This window comes from Aliivibrio sp. S4MY1, from assembly GCF_028765545.1.
Taxonomy (GTDB): Bacteria; Pseudomonadota; Gammaproteobacteria; order Enterobacterales; family Vibrionaceae; genus Aliivibrio.
In genome coordinates this window covers 1-18,021 of record NZ_JARACP010000018.1, presented here as the reverse complement: position 1 = coordinate 18,021, position 18,021 = coordinate 1, and the positions used below count along the sequence as shown (strand labels likewise).

Below are 18,021 nucleotides of genomic sequence, written 5' to 3'. Positions count from 1 at the left end.
AAGAATTTATGAGTAAGCAAGACGAAGTTATTGTTATAGGTAAGTTTGGTGCTTCCTATGGTATTCGTGGATGGTTGAAAGTAGTTTCCTTTACAGATCAACCTGAAAGCATTTTCGATTACAAGCCTTGGCTTATCCAAGTTAAAGGTGAGTGGGTCGAGTTTTCAGTCGAAAGCTGGAAACGTCATAAAGGTTTGGTGTGCAAACTGGAAGGGTTAGAGGTTCGAGAAGAAGCTCAAACTTATACTAACCTAGAAATTGCAGTTAAAGCAGATGTACTACCTGAGCTGTCAGAAGATGAGTTCTACTGGCGTGAATTGTTTGGTATGGAAGTGGTTACAACGCAAGGCTACGGTCTTGGTGTTGTTGACGACATTTTTGAAACCGGATCAAACGATGTTCTTGTAGTCAAAGCAAACCTGAAAGATGCTTTTGGTAAAAAGGAACGATTGATTCCTTTTATTGATGAGCAAGTGATCAAATTAATTGATCGTGAAGCTCAACGGATCGAAGTTGACTGGGATCCTGGGTTCTAATCCCTAGGTAAAGCGAGGGCACATGTGGGTTGGCGTTATTAGCCTATTTCCTGAAATGTTCCGTTCGGTTACCGATTTTGGGGTAACTAGCCAAGCAATTAAAAAAGGTCTTTTATCTATTGAGACATGGAATCCTAGAGATTTCACTCATGATAAACATCGCACTGTTGATGACCGACCTTATGGTGGTGGCCCTGGTATGTTAATGATGGTACAGCCTTTGCGCGATGCCATTACCGCAGCCAGACAAGCAGCACCAGGCAAAACGAAAGTGATTTACCTTTCACCTCAAGGCAGAACGCTGAATCAAGCAGGCGTTGAGGAGTTGGCAACAAATGAGAATTTAATTCTGATTTGTGGCCGATACGAAGGAGTAGATGAGCGCATAATACAATCTGAAGTTGACGAAGAATGGTCAATTGGGGATTTTGTGCTTACAGGTGGGGAACTCCCTGCTATGACGCTGATTGATTCTGTATCTCGGTTTGTTCCGGGTGTATTAGGTGATTTCGCGTCCGCTGAAGAAGATTCTTTTGCAGACGGTTTGTTAGATTGTCCACACTATACAAGACCTGAGGTTTTGGATGGTAAGGAAGTACCTAGTGTACTTAAATCTGGAAACCATAAAGATATCGCTCGTTGGCGAATGAAACAATCGTTAGGCCGTACTTGGCTAAGAAGACCAGAGCTCCTGGGAAATCTAGCTCTGACTGACGAACAGGAATTATTACTGGCTGAGTTTGTTCGTGAAGAACGCCAGAACAGTAAGTAATTAAGTAAATTTAGTATCAGTTTATTCTAGGATATACAAAAATGAGCAACATCATTAAAGCTCTTGAAGATGAGCAACTAAAACAAGACCTACCTAAATTCTCTCCAGGTGACACTGTAGTAGTTCAGGTTAAAGTTAAAGAAGGTGACCGTGAGCGTCTACAGGCATTCGAAGGCGTTGTAATCGCTATTCGTAACCGTGGTCTACACTCTGCGTTCACTGTACGTAAGATTTCTAACGGTGAAGGTGTTGAGCGTACGTTCCAAACACACTCTCCAGTTGTAAACAGCATCGAAGTTAAACGTCGCGGTGCAGTACGTCGTGCCAAGTTGTACTACCTACGTGAGCGTTCTGGTAAATCAGCTCGTATCAAAGAGAAGCTGGCTAAAAAGTAACGCACACGAGAACGTTCTCAAATGTGCTATGAAGGTGTGCTGTTATCAGCGCACCTTTTTTTATACCTACATTAGGGTGTAATCAATACTTTACATCATGGTTTTTTTGTATTTATTTTATTACACTAATTGATTTTTATTCTATAAATGTTAAATTATTTCTACTTGTCTAAAAAGACTATTAATGGAAATAAAAGTTTACAGGTGTAGAGTATGAAAAAAAGTGAATTAAGCAATATTAATATTAGTGATGAGCAAGTACTTATCACACCACAAGAACTAAAAAATAAAATTCCATTAAGCGATAATGCTCGCCAATTTATTCAACAGTCTCGTCAGACCATTTCTAATATTATTCATAAAAAAGATCACCGTTTATTAATCGTATGTGGTCCTTGCTCTATTCATGATATCGATGCCGCGAAAGAATATGCAAAACGTTTAAAGGTGATCGCGGAAGATCTTAAAGATCAGCTTTATATTGTTATGCGAGTTTACTTTGAAAAGCCACGAACAACCGTTGGTTGGAAAGGTTTGATTAATGATCCTCATTTAGATGGTTCTTTTGATATTGATTATGGCTTACATTCTGCAAGACAGCTTCTGGTTGATTTGGCTGAAATGGAAATTCCATTAGCAACAGAAGCGCTTGACCCAATTAGTCCACAATATATTGGTGATACATTTAGTTGGGCTGCGATTGGTGCTCGTACTACTGAATCTCAGACACACCGTGAGATGGCAAGTGGTTTGTCAGTTCCTGTTGGTTTCAAAAATGGCACGGATGGTAGTTTATCTACATCAATTAATGCCATGCAGGCAGCGGCTTCTAGTCATCGTTTTATGGGGATTAATAGTGAAGGTCAAGTTGCATTATTAACAACCCAAGGTAATCCTAATGGCCATGTGATTCTTCGCGGTGGTAAACAAACGAATTATGACTCGGTATCGGTGACAGAGTGTGAAGAAGAGTTAGCTAAGTCAAATCTTGATGCGGCACTAATGATTGACTGCAGTCATGCAAATTCACGTAAGGATTATCGTCGTCAGCCATTGGTTGCTGAAGATGTGATCCATCAAATTCGAGAAGGCAATAAATCAATCATTGGTTTAATGATTGAAAGCCACTTAAACGAAGGAAATCAACCTTCAGATATTCCATTATCAGAGATGAAATATGGGGTGTCTATCACCGATGCTTGTATCAATTGGGATTCAACTGAGGCACTATTACGCCATACTCACAAAGATTTAACTCCAATGTTGGAAGAGCGTTTAAAAGGATAGAATGCGATGGCGGTAGAACTGAGTCATTTACGCGATCAAATTGATGCGGTAGATAAACAAATGTTGGATCTTTTATCTCAGCGACTGCACTTGGTTGAACAGGTCGGTGAAGTAAAAAGTGCCCATGGATTGCCTATTTACGATCCAAGTCGAGAAGCAGCTATGTTAGCTTCAAGACGACAAGAAGCTGAAAATAAAGGGGTTCCGCCATCCTTAATTGAAGATATCTTACGCCGCACAATGCGTGAATCTTATAGCAGTGAAAATGACTCAGGTTTCAAATGTTTAAGACCAGAATTAAGACCTATTGTTATCGTTGGTGGTCATGGTCAACTTGGTGGTTTATTTGCCAAAATGTTTGCTTTGTCTGGTTACGAGGTTCGTATTCTTGGTAGTAAAGATTGGGATAACTCCGAGCTAATTTTAAAGGATGCAGGAATGGTCGTTGTTACTGTTCCAATTAACTTAACCGTTGATGTTATCCATAAGCTCTCTGGATTGGCTGAAGACTGTATTTTATGTGATTTGACATCAGTAAAGAAAAAACCACTGCAAGCAATGATGGAGATTCATAAAGGCCCTGTTGTTGGTTTACATCCAATGTTTGGACCTGATGTCCCTAGTTTAGCCAAACAAGTTATTGTAATGTGCGATGGGCGTAATAAAGAAGATTACAGCTGGCTTAAACAGCAGTTTGAAATTTGGGGAGCGATTGTTCGTGATATCTCAGCCTCTGAGCATGATCATGGTATGACGTTAATTCAAGCTTTGCGTCACTTTACTTCTTTTGCTTATGGGCAGCATCTTGCTAAAGAAAATCCAGACATTGAACAGCTACTTAATTTAAGTTCACCAATCTATCGTTTAGAGCTATTAATGGTAGGCCGCTTGTTTGCTCAAGATCCTAATTTATACGCGGATATTATCCTTTCATCAGAAGACAATATTGATATGATAAAACGATTCCATCAGCGTTTTGGTGATGCAATCTCATTATTAGAAAATCATAATCGTGAAGGCTTTATTGATAATTTTAAAGAAGTTGAGCATTGGTTTGGTGATTATGCTGAGCAGTTTTTAATTGAAAGTAAAGGCTTACTAAGACAGGCGAATGACTCTATTCATAGAGAACGAAGTTAATTAACCATAAAAAAGGTGAGCACTTGCTCACCTTTTTTATTTGATGCTATTAATATTTTATTGAGTTAACTGTTTTACTGTTTGTAACTCTGTTTTTACGGTGTTAATTGCTTCAACTTGCTCAATTGTGGGTTTTTGAGTAAGTTTTAGTTGTAATTTCACAACGTTGTTAATAATTTCAACCAGCGGTGTCCACTTAACGCTGCGCTCTTTTTCAAATAGACTTTCAAATTTTTCAGGTGTCCAATCAATAAATGATTGTGGATTGAGAACTCGTCCAAGGAAGCGTACTTCATAATGTAGGTGAGGGCCGGTTGAGTTGCCTGAATTGCCACAAGTTGCAATCAATTCTCCTTTCTTAACAAACTGACCTGAACGAACTTTAAATTTTTGTAAATGAGCATACATGGTCATGAAGCCAAAAGAATGCTGAACTTTTAATAAATTACCGTAGCCTTTTTTACTTGCTCGAGCCAGTTCAACGACACCATCGGCAGGGGCATAAATTTCCGTGCCGCGCTTGCAAGTTAGATCTAACCCTAAATGACGTTGTCTTTTACCTGATATTGGATTTGTTCTTTTTCCAAAACTAGAAGAGTTACGAATAAAATCAAGTGGTGTGTCATTGGGGATTAAACGGAACATCGTGGCACGAACCGCAGAGTCAATGGCTGCGACATCTAAACGTTGTTCTAATGTTTTTTCGGCTAATAAATTTTCGTCTTCTGACTGCTCTTGAAGACCAAGAACGGATTCTACATCCTCAACTCTTTGACTAATCACTAAGAACTCATTTTCTTTAGCTTCAAGTTGTTGATTTAATTCGTGATTGTTATTGTTATTTTCAATAATTAACTGATTAAGTTCATTGTTCTGTACTTGAAGTTGAGCGATAGCCAATTCAGAAGTTAGCTGTTTTTGGTAAAAATAGTGAAGACCAAAACCACTCAGAGAGAATGAACCTACCCCAAGTAGCAAAGATAAAATAACAAGTTTTTTCCGTTTTTGGGAAATAGCGAAAAAACGCGTTCCTTTATTATGTGAAACGGAAATTCGAATTTTATCAGGCATAGGAATAAACTTATTTGCTTTAGGTTAAGGTGGTTAACTCAGAGAGTTGGCGTAATAATAAATCACTATTTCCAACATTGAGTTCTACTAGACGTTTAAGGTGGCTAATACTATCAATATCTATGTGGCTTATACAGAGTCTTAGCGTGTTATCTGTTTTATTTATTAGTTTGCATTCAGCACTAATATTAATATCACTCTCATTTAGTGTGAATTGTACGTTAATCTCGTTTTTTTCTTTTATCTCTTCGCTATTTGCTAAATTGATAAGTAATCCATGCAAGGATAAATCAACTAAAGTCCCTTTCCATTGTTTATCATCTTGTTGAAGAGTGATGTTTGCTTGGTACACGACACGTGAGAATTTACGTCGTTCAATCATAATATGATCCTTATATTATAAGTTTAATCCCTAAGTATGATATCTGGTTTTCTGTAAGTCTAATAAAAAGGCCGCTTTAATGCGGCCCTTATGATAAGTATCAAATAATCGTTATTACTTATTTAGTCATACGCTTGTATTTAATACGATGAGGTTCAGCCGCTTGCGCGCCTAATGTTTTCTTAATCCAATCACTGTACTCAGTATAGTTACCTTCGAAGAAGTTCACTTGACCTTCATCACGATAATCTAGAATGTGAGTTGCAATACGGTCTAGGAACCAACGGTCATGCGAGATAACCATTGCACAACCAGGGAACTCAAGTAGAGCTTCTTCTAGTGCTCGTAGTGTTTCAACATCCAAGTCATTGGTAGGTTCATCGAGTAGTAATACGTTACCGCCTGTTTTAAGCAGCTTCGCTAAGTGAACACGGTTGCGTTCACCACCAGACAGATCGCCAATGATTTTTTGTTGATCATTGCCTTTGAAGTTAAAACGAGAGCAGTATGCACGCGCTGGGATTTCAAAGTTATTGATCTTGATGATATCAGCGCCTTCAGAGATCTCTTGGAAAACCGTTTTAGTGTCGTCCATAGAATCACGGAACTGGTCAACAGATGCGAGTTTAACCGTTTCACCTAACTCAATTGTGCCTGAGTCAGGTGTTTCAGCACCACTTAACATTTTGAACAGTGTTGATTTACCTGCACCATTGGCACCGATAATACCTACGATAGCCCCTTTTGGCATACTGAATGATAAATCATCAATCAGAACACGATCACCAAACGATTTAGTTAGGTTGTTCACTTCAAGAACTTTGTCACCTAAACGCTCACCTGGCGGAATGAACAGTTCGTTTGTTTCATTACGTTTTTGGTGATCTGTATTTTGTAGTTCTTCAAAACGAGCCATACGCGCTTTAGATTTCGCTTGGCGACCTTTAGGGTTTTGACGAACCCATTCAAGTTCTTTCTCAATCGTTTTTTGACGAGCGTTCTCTTTTGATGCTTCTTGTTTTAGACGGTCGTCTTTTTGCTCAAGCCAAGAAGTATAGTTACCTTCCCATGGGATGCCTTCACCACGGTCAAGTTCAAGGATCCAACCTGCTGCATTATTAAGGAAATAACGGTCGTGGGTAATCGCTACAACGGTTCCTGAATAATCAACAAGGAAATGCTCAAGCCAAGCAACAGATTCAGCATCAAGGTGGTTGGTAGGTTCATCAAGAAGCAACATATCTGGTTTTTCTAAAAGAAGACGACAGATAGCAACACGACGACGCTCACCACCTGATAGGAATTCAATTTTTGCATCCCATTCAGGAAGACGTAATGCATCCGCGGCACGCTCTAATGCATTCTCAAGGTTATGACCATCTTTTGCTTGAATAAGTGCTTCAAGTTCACCTTGCTCTTTCGCTAGTGCATCAAAATCAGCACCTTCTTCAGCGTAAGCCGCATAAACAGCATCTAAACGAGTTAGTGCACCTGCAACATCAGAAACCGCTTCTTCTACGATTTCACGTACTGTTTTTGATTCATCAAGTACAGGCTCTTGTGGTAGGTAGCCGACATTCAATCCAGCTTGTGGACGCGCTTCACCATCAATATCGGTATCTAAACCTGCCATGATGCGAAGTAATGTTGATTTACCTGAACCATTTAGGCCAAGAACACCAATTTTTGCACCAGGGAAGAAGCTAAGAGAAATGTCTTTCAGGATTTGTCTTTTAGGAGGAACAATTTTGCTCACTCGTGACATTGTATATACGTATTCAGCCATAATCACTTATTAGAGTAGGTTAACGGAAATATCATTTTACTATTTATGATACATAGTTTAACACTCATTCTAGCAGTTACTAGGGTAATATAAGTAGTGAAAGGAAGAAATGAGACGCTTATTTACGCTCATATCAGTACGTCTGTAAAAAAGGTTGGAAGGTTAGGTGCTTAAAAAATCAATTAAATATACACAACATAAGTTAGGAATGATGGCTGCGTTGTGCATTGGGCTGAGTGTACACTCCGTAGAAGCATTATCAATAGATGAATCACGCATTGAATATCAAGAAGCAAAGGAGTTGCTAAAGGATAAAAAATTTGATCAATATGAGGTAGTGAGAGCCAATTTAAAGGATTACCCACTTGCACCATATTTAGATTATCGTCAGTTGCGAATGGATCTTAGCTCAAAGACGCCTGATGATATTCGATTGTTTATACATAATAATCAAACGCTTCCTATTGGAAATTCATTGTCATATCAGTATTTAGTTGTATTAGGTTTGAATGAGCGTTGGTCTGAATTTTTGGATTTTTTTCCTCAAGAGCCAAGCAGCACTAATTTGAAGTGTTATTACTATCAAGCTAAAAATGAGATTGGTGATAAAGCGCTAGCTTGGAAGGGAGCTGAACAGTTATGGCTTACGGGTAATTCTGTTACCTATGAGTGTGATGATTTATTTAAAGCGTGGTCTGATACGGGAAAGTTAACGGATGACTTGATCATTGAACGTATGCTTCTTGTGTATAAGGCTCGTAATAACACGCTATTTCCATACCTAGAAAAAATGTTGAAGTCAGATGAATCTAAAGCACAAGCTAAAGAAATCGTTACGTTATTTAATGATCCTGATTTATTACTGTCTTTTTCTAATAAGAATAAACTGTCTGATTTTACTAAAAAATTAACGCTGATCGCGATGGAAAGAGAAGGACGTATTAATCCAGAAAAAGCGATTGATATGTTACCTAAAATTGCAAAAAAGCAGAAATATTCTAAAGACGAACAAGTGAAGATTACACATCGAATTGTCAGTAGTATTATGTCGACAAATTCAGATGAATTAGCACAATGGCGAGATGCCCAACTTGAAAACCATCCTGAAGATTCGTTTATTGAACGTAGGATCCGTGTAGCTATTCGAGCCGCTGATTGGAATGACGTTGATAAATGGATTGGTTACTTAAGTCCTGAAAGTAAAGCGTCATTACGTTGGCAATTCTGGATAGCTCGCATCGACAGCGAAAACGGTGAGCAGACTAAAGCTGATGAACGATTAAGAAAGCTATTGGGACAACGTAATTTTTATAGTGTCGCTGCTGCTAATATTTTAGGAGAGCCAATTCAGTATCCGATGGACGTAGCACCTAAAAATATTAAACCAGTAAAGGATAAATATAAGGTTGAACTTGCACGTATTAAAGAACTGATAGCTATTGATGAGATCCCAACAGCGAAAAGCGAGTGGGAATATTTACTTAATAGAGCATCTAAAAATGAAGTGAAAGAGCTTGCGAGTTATGCGGCTCAGCATCGTTGGCATCACTTCACGGTACTTGCGACCATTAAAGGCAGAATGTGGGGATATTTAAGTTTACGTTTCCCTATTGCGCATCAGTGGTGGTTTGGGCATTACAGTAAAGAACTTGGATTAGACAAAATTACGTTAATGTCTCTTTCTAGACAAGAAAGCGGTTTATATGCAGAAGCACAGTCTCCAGTTGGTGCACGTGGTTTAATGCAAATTATGCCAGCAACGGCAAAGTATACGGCGAAGAAGATTGATTATGACAAATATGAAGGGGTAGATAGCCTTAATGATGTCGATGTAAACATTCATATAGGTTCAAATTACCTGAAAGGATTGTTAGATGATTATGATGGTAACCGTATTTTTGCATTAGCTGGTTATAACGCCGGGCCTCATCGAGTGAAACGATGGAGAGCGGTATCGGATGAAAAATTAGACGCTTATGCTTTTATAGAAGCGATTCCATTTAAAGAAACCCGTGGTTATGTACAAAATATTTTGATGTTTGAAACCTACTATCGCAGTTTGTTAGGCGAAAAAGGCAGTTTCTTATCAGAGAAAGAACTGAATTTAGAGTATTAATTATTTCTGAATGATCATAAAGTAGGGGGCCTAAGTGTCCCCTTTTTTATTAGTGTAATGAGGAATTTATGTCAGGTTCAGCAAAATATTCAGATTGGTCACAGGTGATGACATTGATAGCTAATGCTGCAGAGCAAGATAAGCATCAATCTTTATTAACCATGTTGATGACGCCTGATGAACGTGAAGCATTAATTGCCCGAGTGAATATATGTCATGAGTTGCTACAAGGGGAGTTAAGCCAAAGACAAATTAGCCAGTTATTAGGGGTGGGAGTAGCAACGATCACTCGAGGCTCAAATGAATTAAAAAGCCATACTCAAGATGAAAAAGAATGGCTTATGACGTTACTTCAAAAAAGCGCTCAGGATGAAGAAAAGGAATAAGAGCAAGAATCAGCGCTTGTTGATAGACTGAACTTCTTGTTAGTAGGTTATTGGTTAATAGACCAATAGCCCCTCCTTTTTGTTTAATATTATCAGTATTAAATTGTTCATCCATTACATCACCAAGCTCCTTTCCTTGATTTACTGCTGTAATTACAGCAGGAGGAAGAGGTAAGCTTGATGAACGAGACTCTCCCACTTGCTTAGTATTATCAATAATCATCCAAGCAAAAGTTGAATTTCCCTCTATACCAGCTTCTAAGCCTACATAATACTCAGCATTAGGATGTTGTATTTTTGCATTATTAACTCTATTTATAGCGCCTTGCTTCGTATCTATGCAACTCATCGGCTGATCTGGTACGCCACTATCAACGGATACACCAATAAAGTTAAATACAGTATCTGGAAACGCTTGATTGAACGCTGCTTCTACTGCACTAATCTTTGCTGGATTTAATGAACTAATAATAACATCCATACAATGCCTCATTATTAAGTTAAAGGGATTGTTGTTGGCGTTACATTTTCAATAGGGTAGCAACCAAGAACTTTTAGATATTGGGTGATAGAGGTCAGTTCTTCGATAGCAGCACTCATTGCATCTGATTTTAAGTGTGCTTGTAAATCAATATAGAACATCTCTTCCCAAGGATTTCCCATAATTGGGCGAGATTCTAATTTTGTCATATTAATTCCATATTTACGAAGAACTAATAGAGACTCTACTAACGAACCTGCATCTTGAGAGGTTGACATAATAAGCGTGGTTTTTGCTGGGATCTGTTCTGACACATCAACTGGCTTTCTTGCTACGACAATAAAGCGTGTTTGATTTTCTGTTTGGTTTGATATGTTGGTGATTAAGGATTGAAGGCCATAAAGTTTACCACTATCAGAGTTACCTATAGCAGCCACTTCAGGTGAATTTAACTCTTTCACTGTAATCATTGCATCAGCAGTACTTGCGCATGAAATAAGCTCTACATTATCTAAACGATTTAAAAACTCACTGCATTGTTCGTGCGGTTGTGGATGAGAGTAAAGTGTTTTAATCGATTCAAGAGAAGTTTCTGTGGTGGTTAATAAGCAATGATCTATCTGTTGAGTCAGTTCACCAACAATATATAAGCTAGTATGTTGCAGTAAATCATAAACTTGGTTTATTGAACCTGAGCTTGTGTTTTCAATTGGTAATACGCCGTAATCAGCATGTCCTGATTCGACTGTTTTTATTACTTCTCTAAAATTCTCACAGCCTAATTCAGCAAGCTCAATGTTCTTTTTACTGAAGTAACGACGACTTGCTAAGTTTGAGTAAGAGCCTTTAGAGCCAAGGTAGGCAACTCGTGCAATTGGTTTTCTGCTTAATTCAGGGTTTGCTAGATTTTGAAAGTACTCTTGTTGAAGTAGAACGGAGTCTTCAATAATGGTGTGAAACAGCTGAGTAATATAATAAGCATCAAGATCGAATGCCTTACCATTCTCTATTAGCTTAACCAATAATTGTTGTTCACGCTTTGGATCACGAACAGGCTTTGAGGTTTGAACTTTACTTTTAGCGACTTCAAGACTGAGTTTACGGCGCTCAGAAAAAAGAGTTAATAGCTCATTATCAAGCTCATTAAGGCGTAAACGGATCTCATCCAGAGAATAACGGGTATCAGTCATGAATATGCAAACCTAGTAAATTAAGAGTTAATTCACAATAAGGAATCGATAAGTTTGCGTCAAGAAAAAACAGCGCTCAAATGAGCGCTGTTTCAGAAAACGTTTGAGTTGACGATTTAATTACTGTTCGTATTCCTCTTCTAAGTCAACTTCTGGCTCTTCAATTACAGGAGCTTGAGCGTGTGTTGCTCGACGAGCTTCGCCTTTATGCTGTAGCTTATCTAGTTGGCGTTCTAGTTTTTGGTACATCTCTCTAATTGCACCAAATAGATCTTCTTGTTCGGCTGATGCGGCAACTTTGCCACCAGCGATAGTCGCCTGTGCTTCTACCTTATGTTTACCATTTGCGCGTTTTGTAACGCTAGCGTGACGTCCAATAATGTCTAGGTTTCTTTTGTCTTCTAGTTTTTTAAACTTCCCTTCAATACGTTCACGGATGCCTGGAGTGATGTCGATGTTGTTACCAGTGATTTCTACTTTCATATTGATTTTCCTCTCTCTTGCCCCGTTTGGCATGTACTCAGATTACGGATCCAGAGTGAAAAATAAAGTGATCTAGATCACCATTCTTAATAGTGTTTCCAATTAGATATGTTGATGTGATCTCAAACAAGGCCTGAGAAATTATATTGAAAAAAAACTTGATGAATTGACCAAAGTAGGTAGATTGAAAGGGTTGATTGCTGAAAACATTCGTTTTTAGGGATTAAGTTCAACCTTTTGTTTCTAATGGTTATTTTTTAATCTCATCCGTTTTTTGAACTTGATCATATCCTTTGTTAAATATCAGACATAAAAAAACCGAGCCTTCTTTTAAGGTTCGGTTTTTTGTTTTCTAATTGATAAGTTACTGAGGATTCAAGGCAATAAGCTCTTCTGTACGAGCAATAGCATCTTCTAATTTTAATTCCTTATAAGCCGCTAACATAATGGTTAATGACTTTCTCGCAGCTTCAGTATCAGGGTAGGTTCGTTGCAATTCTTGGCTACGATTAATGGCTGAAATCCATGCCTCACGGCGAAGATAAAAATCAGCGGTTGCTAATTCATAATCAGCTAAGCGATTTTTCAAGGCAAACATGCGAGTCTGAGCATCTTCTGCATATAGACTATCAGGGTAGCGTTCTAATAAGCGTTTAAAATCTTTAAATGCCGCACGAGCAGGTTCTGGATCTCGATCTGAACGATCGACTCTAAATAAATCATGCATAAAGCTACGGTCTTGAGCCATATGCGTTAGACCGCGCATATATAAAACCCAATCAGCTTTAGGGTGCGTTGGGTTTAGACGATTAAAGCGTTCTATGGTTGCTAAACCTAATGCAAGATCATCATTTTTATAATATACATAGATAAGGTCGAGCTGAACTTGTTCGGAGTAAGCACCAAAAGGGTAGCGAGAGTCGAGTGCTTCAAGACGTTCTGTTGCGCTTGTCCAATTACCCGCTTGTAGAGACTCTTGGGCTTGAGCGTATAATTCTGATGGTGGGATATCAGGGATAACATCATCACTGCTTGAGCAACCAACCAGTAAAGAGACGGCTAATAATGAAGAAAGTGTTAAGCGTTTCATGCTTGAAAATGATCCTTGACTAAAAAAACTGAAGTTATCCATTACGAAATGCGTCGTTAACAGATACAATGGTCGATAGTTTATTTCACTTACAGTGTTGATGATACCAAATATGATGTATTTGTTTGGTAATTAGTACCACTAATTTAAAAAAAGTTCGATATGGCACAACAAATAGAGTTAACAAGTACAGTAAAAGAAAGTCAATTAGGCCAGCGTTTAGATCAAGCTGCAGCAGAGTTGTTTTCTGATTTTTCTCGTTCACGCATTAAAGAATGGCTACTAGCGGGTAAAATAACCGTTAATGGTGAAGTGATCACTAAAGCTCGTTTAAAAATGATGGGCGGTGAAGAGATCACAGTTAAAGCAGAATTAGAAGATGAAGAGCGTTGGTTAGCTCAAGACATTCCGCTTGATATTGTTTATGAAGATGATGATTTATTAGTTATCAATAAACCTCGCGATTTTGTGGTTCATCCAGGTGCTGGTACACCAGATGGTACAGTATTAAATGCGTTATTATTCCATTATCCAAACATTGCTGAGGTACCTCGTGCAGGTATTGTTCACCGTTTAGATAAAGATACGACTGGATTAATGGTTGTTGCGAAAACAGTTCCAGCTCAAACGCGTTTGGTTCGTGCGCTACAAAAACGTAAGATCACTCGTGAATACGAGGCGGTAGTATTAGGTCGTATGACGGCAGGCGGTATGATTGAAAAACCAATCGGACGTCACCCTCAAAAGCGTACGTTAATGGCAGTTCATGAATTAGGTAAAGATGCTGTAACACATTACCGTGTTGCTGAGCATTTCCGAATTCATACTCGTTTACGTTTACGTCTTGAAACAGGTCGTACTCACCAAATTCGTGTGCACATGTCTTATCTACAGCATCCACTAGTCGGTGATACTGCTTATGGTGGTCGTGCTCGTATCCCTAAAGGTGCGTCACAGGAGTTAATTGACATGATCCGTGGATTTGATCGTCAAGCACTTCATGCGGCAATGCTGCGTTTTGAGCATCCAGTGACCGGTGAGGTTATGGAGTTTCATGCGCCAATCCCTGATGACATGATCGCTCTATCTCAAGCATTACGTGATGATGAGCGTTTATTGCATGAGGACGAGTATTAAATGTCGTTATTGTTACCAAAATGGTCTGCTCCTAAAAATATTAACGTAGTTAGTACGACTCGTTTGAATGGTGTATCTAAAGCCCCATTTTCGAGTTTAAATTTAGGTGACCATGTTGGTGACAATCACAATGATGTTGTGCTCAATCGTGAAAAACTGATTACGTTGGCGCAGTTACCGACTGCACCAACGTGGTTAAATCAAATTCATTCGACAAAAGTCATTACTCTTCCTAATTCAGATTCAGTGAGCCCTCCTTCTGTTGATGCGGCATATACAAATACAGCGAATCAAGTATGTTGTGTCATGACAGCAGATTGTTTGCCTGTTGTAATTTGCAATAAAGAAGGAACAGAAGTAGCGGCAGCTCATGCCGGATGGCGCGGCCTTCTTGATGGTATTTTAGAAAATACAGTAAATCATTTTTCTTCTACTGAACTTGTTGCATGGTGTGGACCAGCCATTGGCCCTGAAGCATTTGAAGTCGGTGAGGAAGTAAGAGCTTTATTTTGTGAAAAAGATCCTGAAGCGTTAAAGGCATTTAAACCGAGCCAACATTCAGAAAAATGGCTAGCGAATTTAGCATTACTAGCTACGCAGCGTTTATACAATGCTGGGGTTAAAGAGGTTCATTACTCGAACCTTTGCACTTATTCAAATACTGAACAATTTTTCTCTTATCGAAAAGAGGGAAAAACTGGTCGTCAAGCAACCTTAATTTGGTTTGAATAATCCTTTTTATTTCCTCTTCCATTAGTTGATTTCTCCAGCACTAAACCCCATTTAAGAAGTAATAGTTACTTACTTTTCTTCTCTAGGAGAGGGTTATGCGTTTAGATCGATTTACCAGTAAATTTCAAATCGCCATTTCAGATGCTCAGTCATTAGCATTGGGTCAAGATCATCAATATATCGAGCCAACTCATCTAATGGTTGCTCTTTTAAATCAAGATGGCAGCACAATTAGGCCACTACTGACATTACTTAATATTGATGTAACCCAACTTCGTTCTAAGCTATCTGAAATTCTAGACAAAGCCCCAAAAGTCACAGGCATTGGTGGTGACGTACAATTGTCATCAAACATGGGTGTTATTTTTAATCTGTGTGACAAAATCGCTCAACAACGAAAAGATGCTTATATTTCATCTGAAATATTCATGCTTGCAGCTATTGAAGATAAAGGACCACTAGGTAATTTATTTAAAGAACTTGGGCTTACTGAAGCGAAGATCTCAAAATCTATTGATGAGATCCGTGGTGGTGAGAAAGTTAATGATCAAAATGCAGAAGAAAAACGCCAAGCATTAGAGAAATTTACTGTAGACCTTACTGAGCGAGCAGAGCAAGGTAAGCTTGATCCTGTTATTGGGCGTGATGATGAAATACGTAGAACAATTCAGGTTCTTCAAAGACGAACTAAAAACAACCCTGTCATTATTGGTCAACCAGGTGTTGGTAAAACAGCCATTGTTGAAGGTTTAGCCCAACGCATTATTAATGGTGAAGTGCCTGAAGGGCTAAAGCATAAAAGAGTATTGTCTTTAGATATTGGCGCGCTAGTCGCTGGTGCTAAATTTCGCGGTGAATTTGAAGAGCGATTAAAAGCGGTTTTAAATGAGCTTGCAAAAGAAGAAGGTAATATCATTCTCTTTATTGATGAAGTTCATACCATGGTTGGTGCTGGTAAAGGTGAAGGCTCAATGGATGCTGGAAATATGCTTAAACCAGCTTTAGCTCGTGGTGATCTGCATTGTGTAGGTGCAACAACTCTTGATGAATATCGTCAATATATAGAGAAGGATCCAGCATTAGAGCGAAGATTCCAAAAGGTATTAGTGGATGAGCCTACAGTAGAAGATACCATCGCTATCCTACGTGGATTGAAAGAGCGTTATGAAATTCATCATCACGTTGAAATTACCGATCCTGCAATTGTGGCAGCAGCGACATTGTCTCATCGCTATATATCTGACAGACAATTACCGGATAAGGCTATTGATTTGATCGATGAAGCTGCATCGAGTATTCGAATGGAAATCGATTCTAAGCCTGAATCACTAGATAAACTTGATCGTAAAATTATCCAACTAAAAATAGAGCAACAAGCCTTAGTTAAAGAGAGTGATGATGCTAGCTTAAAACGTTTAGACTCATTAAATCTTGAATTAAGAGAGAAAGAGCGAGATTACTCTGAACTAGAAGAAGTTTGGAAAGCAGAAAAAGCAGCACTTTCTGGAACTCAGCATATAAAAACAGAGTTAGATACAGCAAGAAGCAATATGGACATAGCTCGACGTGCGGGCGATTTGAATCGTATGTCTGAATTGCAATATGGGCGTATTCCAGAGTTAGAAAAGCAATTGGATCTAGCCGCTCAAGCTGAAATGCAAGAGATGAGCTTATTAAAGAATAAAGTAACAGACAGTGAAATCGCAGAGGTTCTTTCTCGTCAAACGGGCATACCTGTTAATAAAATGCTTGAAGGGGAAAGAGATAAGCTATTAAAGATGGAAGGTGAACTACATAAGCGAGTTATAGGACAAGGAGAAGCGGTTGAAGCGGTATCCAATGCCATTCGACGCAGCCGAGCTGGGCTTTCTGATCCTAACCGCCCAATAGGGTCATTTTTATTTTTAGGTCCAACGGGTGTAGGTAAAACTGAACTTTGTAAATCATTAGCTAACTTTATGTTCGATAGTGAAGATGCGATGGTCCGTATTGATATGTCGGAGTTTATGGAAAAACATTCAGTCGCTCGATTAGTTGGCGCTCCTCCAGGATATGTTGGATATGAAGAGGGTGGGTATTTAACTGAAGCGGTTAGACGTAAACCTTACTCGGTCTTATTACTTGATGAAGTAGAGAAGGCACATCCAGATGTATTCAATATACTTTTGCAAGTCTTGGATGATGGTCGACTCACTGATGGTCAAGGTCGAACGGTAGATTTTAAAAATACCGTGATCATTATGACCTCTAATTTAGGCTCAGATAAAATCCAGCAACATTTTGGAGAGCTAGATTATGAGGGAATTAAAGCGTTGGTAATGGAAGTTGTTGGCCAGCACTTTAGACCTGAGTTTTTAAATCGAGTTGATGAAACCGTTGTTTTCCATCCGTTAGGCCAAGAACATATTAAGAATATTGCCTCTATACAACTACAACGTTTGGAAAAACGATTAAATGAAAAAGATTACCAATTAGAGATTTCAAGCGATGCATTGAATTTAATTGCAGAAGCTGGATTTGATCCTGTTTATGGAGCAAGGCCATTAAAAAGAGCAATTCAAACTTATATAGAGAACCCTCTAGCTCAGGATATACTGAGTGGAAAACTAAGAACAGGCGAAGTGATTAAACTTAAAGTAAAGAATGGACAATTGATTACGACTCAAAATGACGACTTTTGATGCGTAAATAAGCAGTCTGAATTAAAAGTGACCACTTGAACGTGTTTTTAATGTTTTTTATCGAAAATAGTTGCATGAAATGAAAGACTCTCTATAATGCCGCCTCACTGACACGGAGTTGTTGAGTTAAATCAACAATAAGTAGTTAGTGAGGTTAGCTTAGTTATTTAGTTTAATTTTGTGCTTGACACATTATTTTAAATCACTATTATAACCGTCCGCTTCAAGAGAAAGTCGAAAGGCTTGAAGTTTGAAGTTTGCTCTTTAAAAATTTGAAACCTATTAATCTGTGTGGGCACTTGTGAGTTGATAATCACTAGTTTGTTTTCACTTTTCGAAGTGATAATAAACAAAAT

The 18,021-nt window shown here is 38.5% G+C and carries 17 protein-coding genes; 10 read left to right on the top strand and 7 right to left on the bottom strand.

Translation table 11 applies throughout. From position 1 onward, the window contains the following. Nucleotides 1–8 precede the first annotated feature (8 nt). The 5 genes from rimM to tyrA all read left to right on the top strand — a co-directional run bounded on the left by rimM (nt 9) and on the right by tyrA (nt 4,130). Nucleotides 9–536, top strand: a complete 528-nt coding sequence (gene rimM, locus PVK71_RS16945; protein ID WP_130044251.1) for a ribosome maturation factor RimM — start codon at nt 9–11, stop codon at nt 534–536. A gap of 22 nt (nt 537–558) precedes the next feature. Then, the gene (gene trmD, locus PVK71_RS16940) at nt 559–1,308 is read left to right on the top strand and encodes a tRNA (guanosine(37)-N1)-methyltransferase TrmD (protein WP_130044250.1); all 750 of its coding nucleotides are present in this window, start codon (nt 559–561) and stop codon (nt 1,306–1,308) included. Nucleotides 1,309–1,349: 41 nt separating this feature from the next. After that, nucleotides 1,350–1,703 carry a 50S ribosomal protein L19 gene (gene rplS, locus PVK71_RS16935; protein WP_130044249.1) on the top strand — a complete coding sequence of 118 codons (354 nt, stop codon included), beginning with the start codon at nt 1,350–1,352 and terminating at the stop codon, nt 1,701–1,703. A gap of 213 nt (nt 1,704–1,916) precedes the next feature. After that, on the top strand, nt 1,917–2,990 hold the full coding sequence (locus tag PVK71_RS16930) for a 3-deoxy-7-phosphoheptulonate synthase (RefSeq protein ID WP_274420799.1): 1,074 nt from the start codon (nt 1,917–1,919) through the stop codon (nt 2,988–2,990). 6 nt (nt 2,991–2,996) lie between these two features. Further along, nucleotides 2,997–4,130, top strand: a complete 1,134-nt coding sequence (gene tyrA / locus PVK71_RS16925; RefSeq protein ID WP_274420800.1) for a bifunctional chorismate mutase/prephenate dehydrogenase — start codon at nt 2,997–2,999, stop codon at nt 4,128–4,130. A 57-nt stretch (nt 4,131–4,187) separates the two neighbouring features. Here tyrA and PVK71_RS16920 read toward each other — a convergent pair whose 3' ends face one another. The 3 genes from PVK71_RS16920 to ettA form a co-directional block, all read right to left on the bottom strand. Then, nucleotides 4,188–5,201: a M23 family metallopeptidase gene (locus tag PVK71_RS16920; RefSeq protein WP_274420801.1), complete on the bottom strand. Its 1,014-nt coding sequence runs from the start codon at nt 5,199–5,201 to the stop codon at nt 4,188–4,190. 19 nt (nt 5,202–5,220) lie between these two features. Beyond that, nucleotides 5,221–5,583 (bottom strand): PilZ domain-containing protein, encoded by a 363-nt coding sequence (locus tag PVK71_RS16915; RefSeq protein WP_130044245.1) that lies wholly within the window; start codon nt 5,581–5,583, stop codon nt 5,221–5,223. 118 nt (nt 5,584–5,701) lie between these two features. Next, nucleotides 5,702–7,369: an energy-dependent translational throttle protein EttA gene (gene ettA / locus PVK71_RS16910; protein WP_274420802.1), complete on the bottom strand. Its 1,668-nt coding sequence runs from the start codon at nt 7,367–7,369 to the stop codon at nt 5,702–5,704. A gap of 166 nt (nt 7,370–7,535) precedes the next feature. On the opposite strand from ettA, the gene sltY reads away from it, so the two are divergent. Together sltY and trpR are read left to right on the top strand one after the other, a co-directional pair. Then, the gene (sltY, locus tag PVK71_RS16905; protein ID WP_274420803.1) at nt 7,536–9,485 is read left to right on the top strand and encodes a murein transglycosylase; all 1,950 of its coding nucleotides are present in this window, start codon (nt 7,536–7,538) and stop codon (nt 9,483–9,485) included. A gap of 68 nt (nt 9,486–9,553) precedes the next feature. Then, nucleotides 9,554–9,871: a trp operon repressor gene (trpR, locus tag PVK71_RS16900; RefSeq protein WP_130046822.1), complete on the top strand. Its 318-nt coding sequence runs from the start codon at nt 9,554–9,556 to the stop codon at nt 9,869–9,871. Here the strand turns inward: trpR and yjjX are convergent. From yjjX to bamD, 4 genes are all read right to left on the bottom strand, one after another. Beyond that, nucleotides 9,825–10,352 (bottom strand): inosine/xanthosine triphosphatase, encoded by a 528-nt coding sequence (gene yjjX / locus PVK71_RS16895; RefSeq protein WP_274420805.1) that lies wholly within the window; start codon nt 10,350–10,352, stop codon nt 9,825–9,827. The two genes, trpR and yjjX, sit on opposite strands and share 47 nt — an antisense overlap. 14 nt (nt 10,353–10,366) lie before the next feature. Next, a complete protein-coding gene (pheA, locus tag PVK71_RS16890) occupies nt 10,367–11,542 on the bottom strand; it encodes a prephenate dehydratase (RefSeq protein WP_130044241.1) in 1,176 nt (391 codons plus the stop codon). Nucleotides 11,543–11,662: 120 nt separating this feature from the next. Then, the gene (hpf, locus tag PVK71_RS16885) at nt 11,663–12,025 is read right to left on the bottom strand and encodes a ribosome hibernation-promoting factor, HPF/YfiA family (RefSeq protein ID WP_130044240.1); all 363 of its coding nucleotides are present in this window, start codon (nt 12,023–12,025) and stop codon (nt 11,663–11,665) included. A 364-nt stretch (nt 12,026–12,389) separates the two neighbouring features. Then, complete coding sequence (gene bamD, locus PVK71_RS16880; RefSeq protein ID WP_130044239.1) at nt 12,390–13,115, bottom strand: outer membrane protein assembly factor BamD; 726 nt, start codon at nt 13,113–13,115, stop codon at nt 12,390–12,392. A gap of 162 nt (nt 13,116–13,277) precedes the next feature. On the opposite strand from bamD, the gene rluD reads away from it, so the two are divergent. From rluD to clpB, 3 genes are all read left to right on the top strand, one after another. Next, nucleotides 13,278–14,252 (top strand): 23S rRNA pseudouridine(1911/1915/1917) synthase RluD, encoded by a 975-nt coding sequence (gene rluD / locus PVK71_RS16875; RefSeq protein WP_130046820.1) that lies wholly within the window; start codon nt 13,278–13,280, stop codon nt 14,250–14,252. Continuing rightward, nucleotides 14,253–14,984: a peptidoglycan editing factor PgeF gene (gene pgeF, locus PVK71_RS16870; protein WP_274420808.1), complete on the top strand. Its 732-nt coding sequence runs from the start codon at nt 14,253–14,255 to the stop codon at nt 14,982–14,984. Nucleotides 14,985–15,079: 95 nt separating this feature from the next. Next, nucleotides 15,080–17,665, top strand: coding sequence for an ATP-dependent chaperone ClpB (gene clpB, locus PVK71_RS16865; protein ID WP_130046819.1), 2,586 nt, complete (start codon nt 15,080–15,082; stop codon nt 17,663–17,665). Nucleotides 17,666–18,021: the final 356 nt, after the last annotated feature.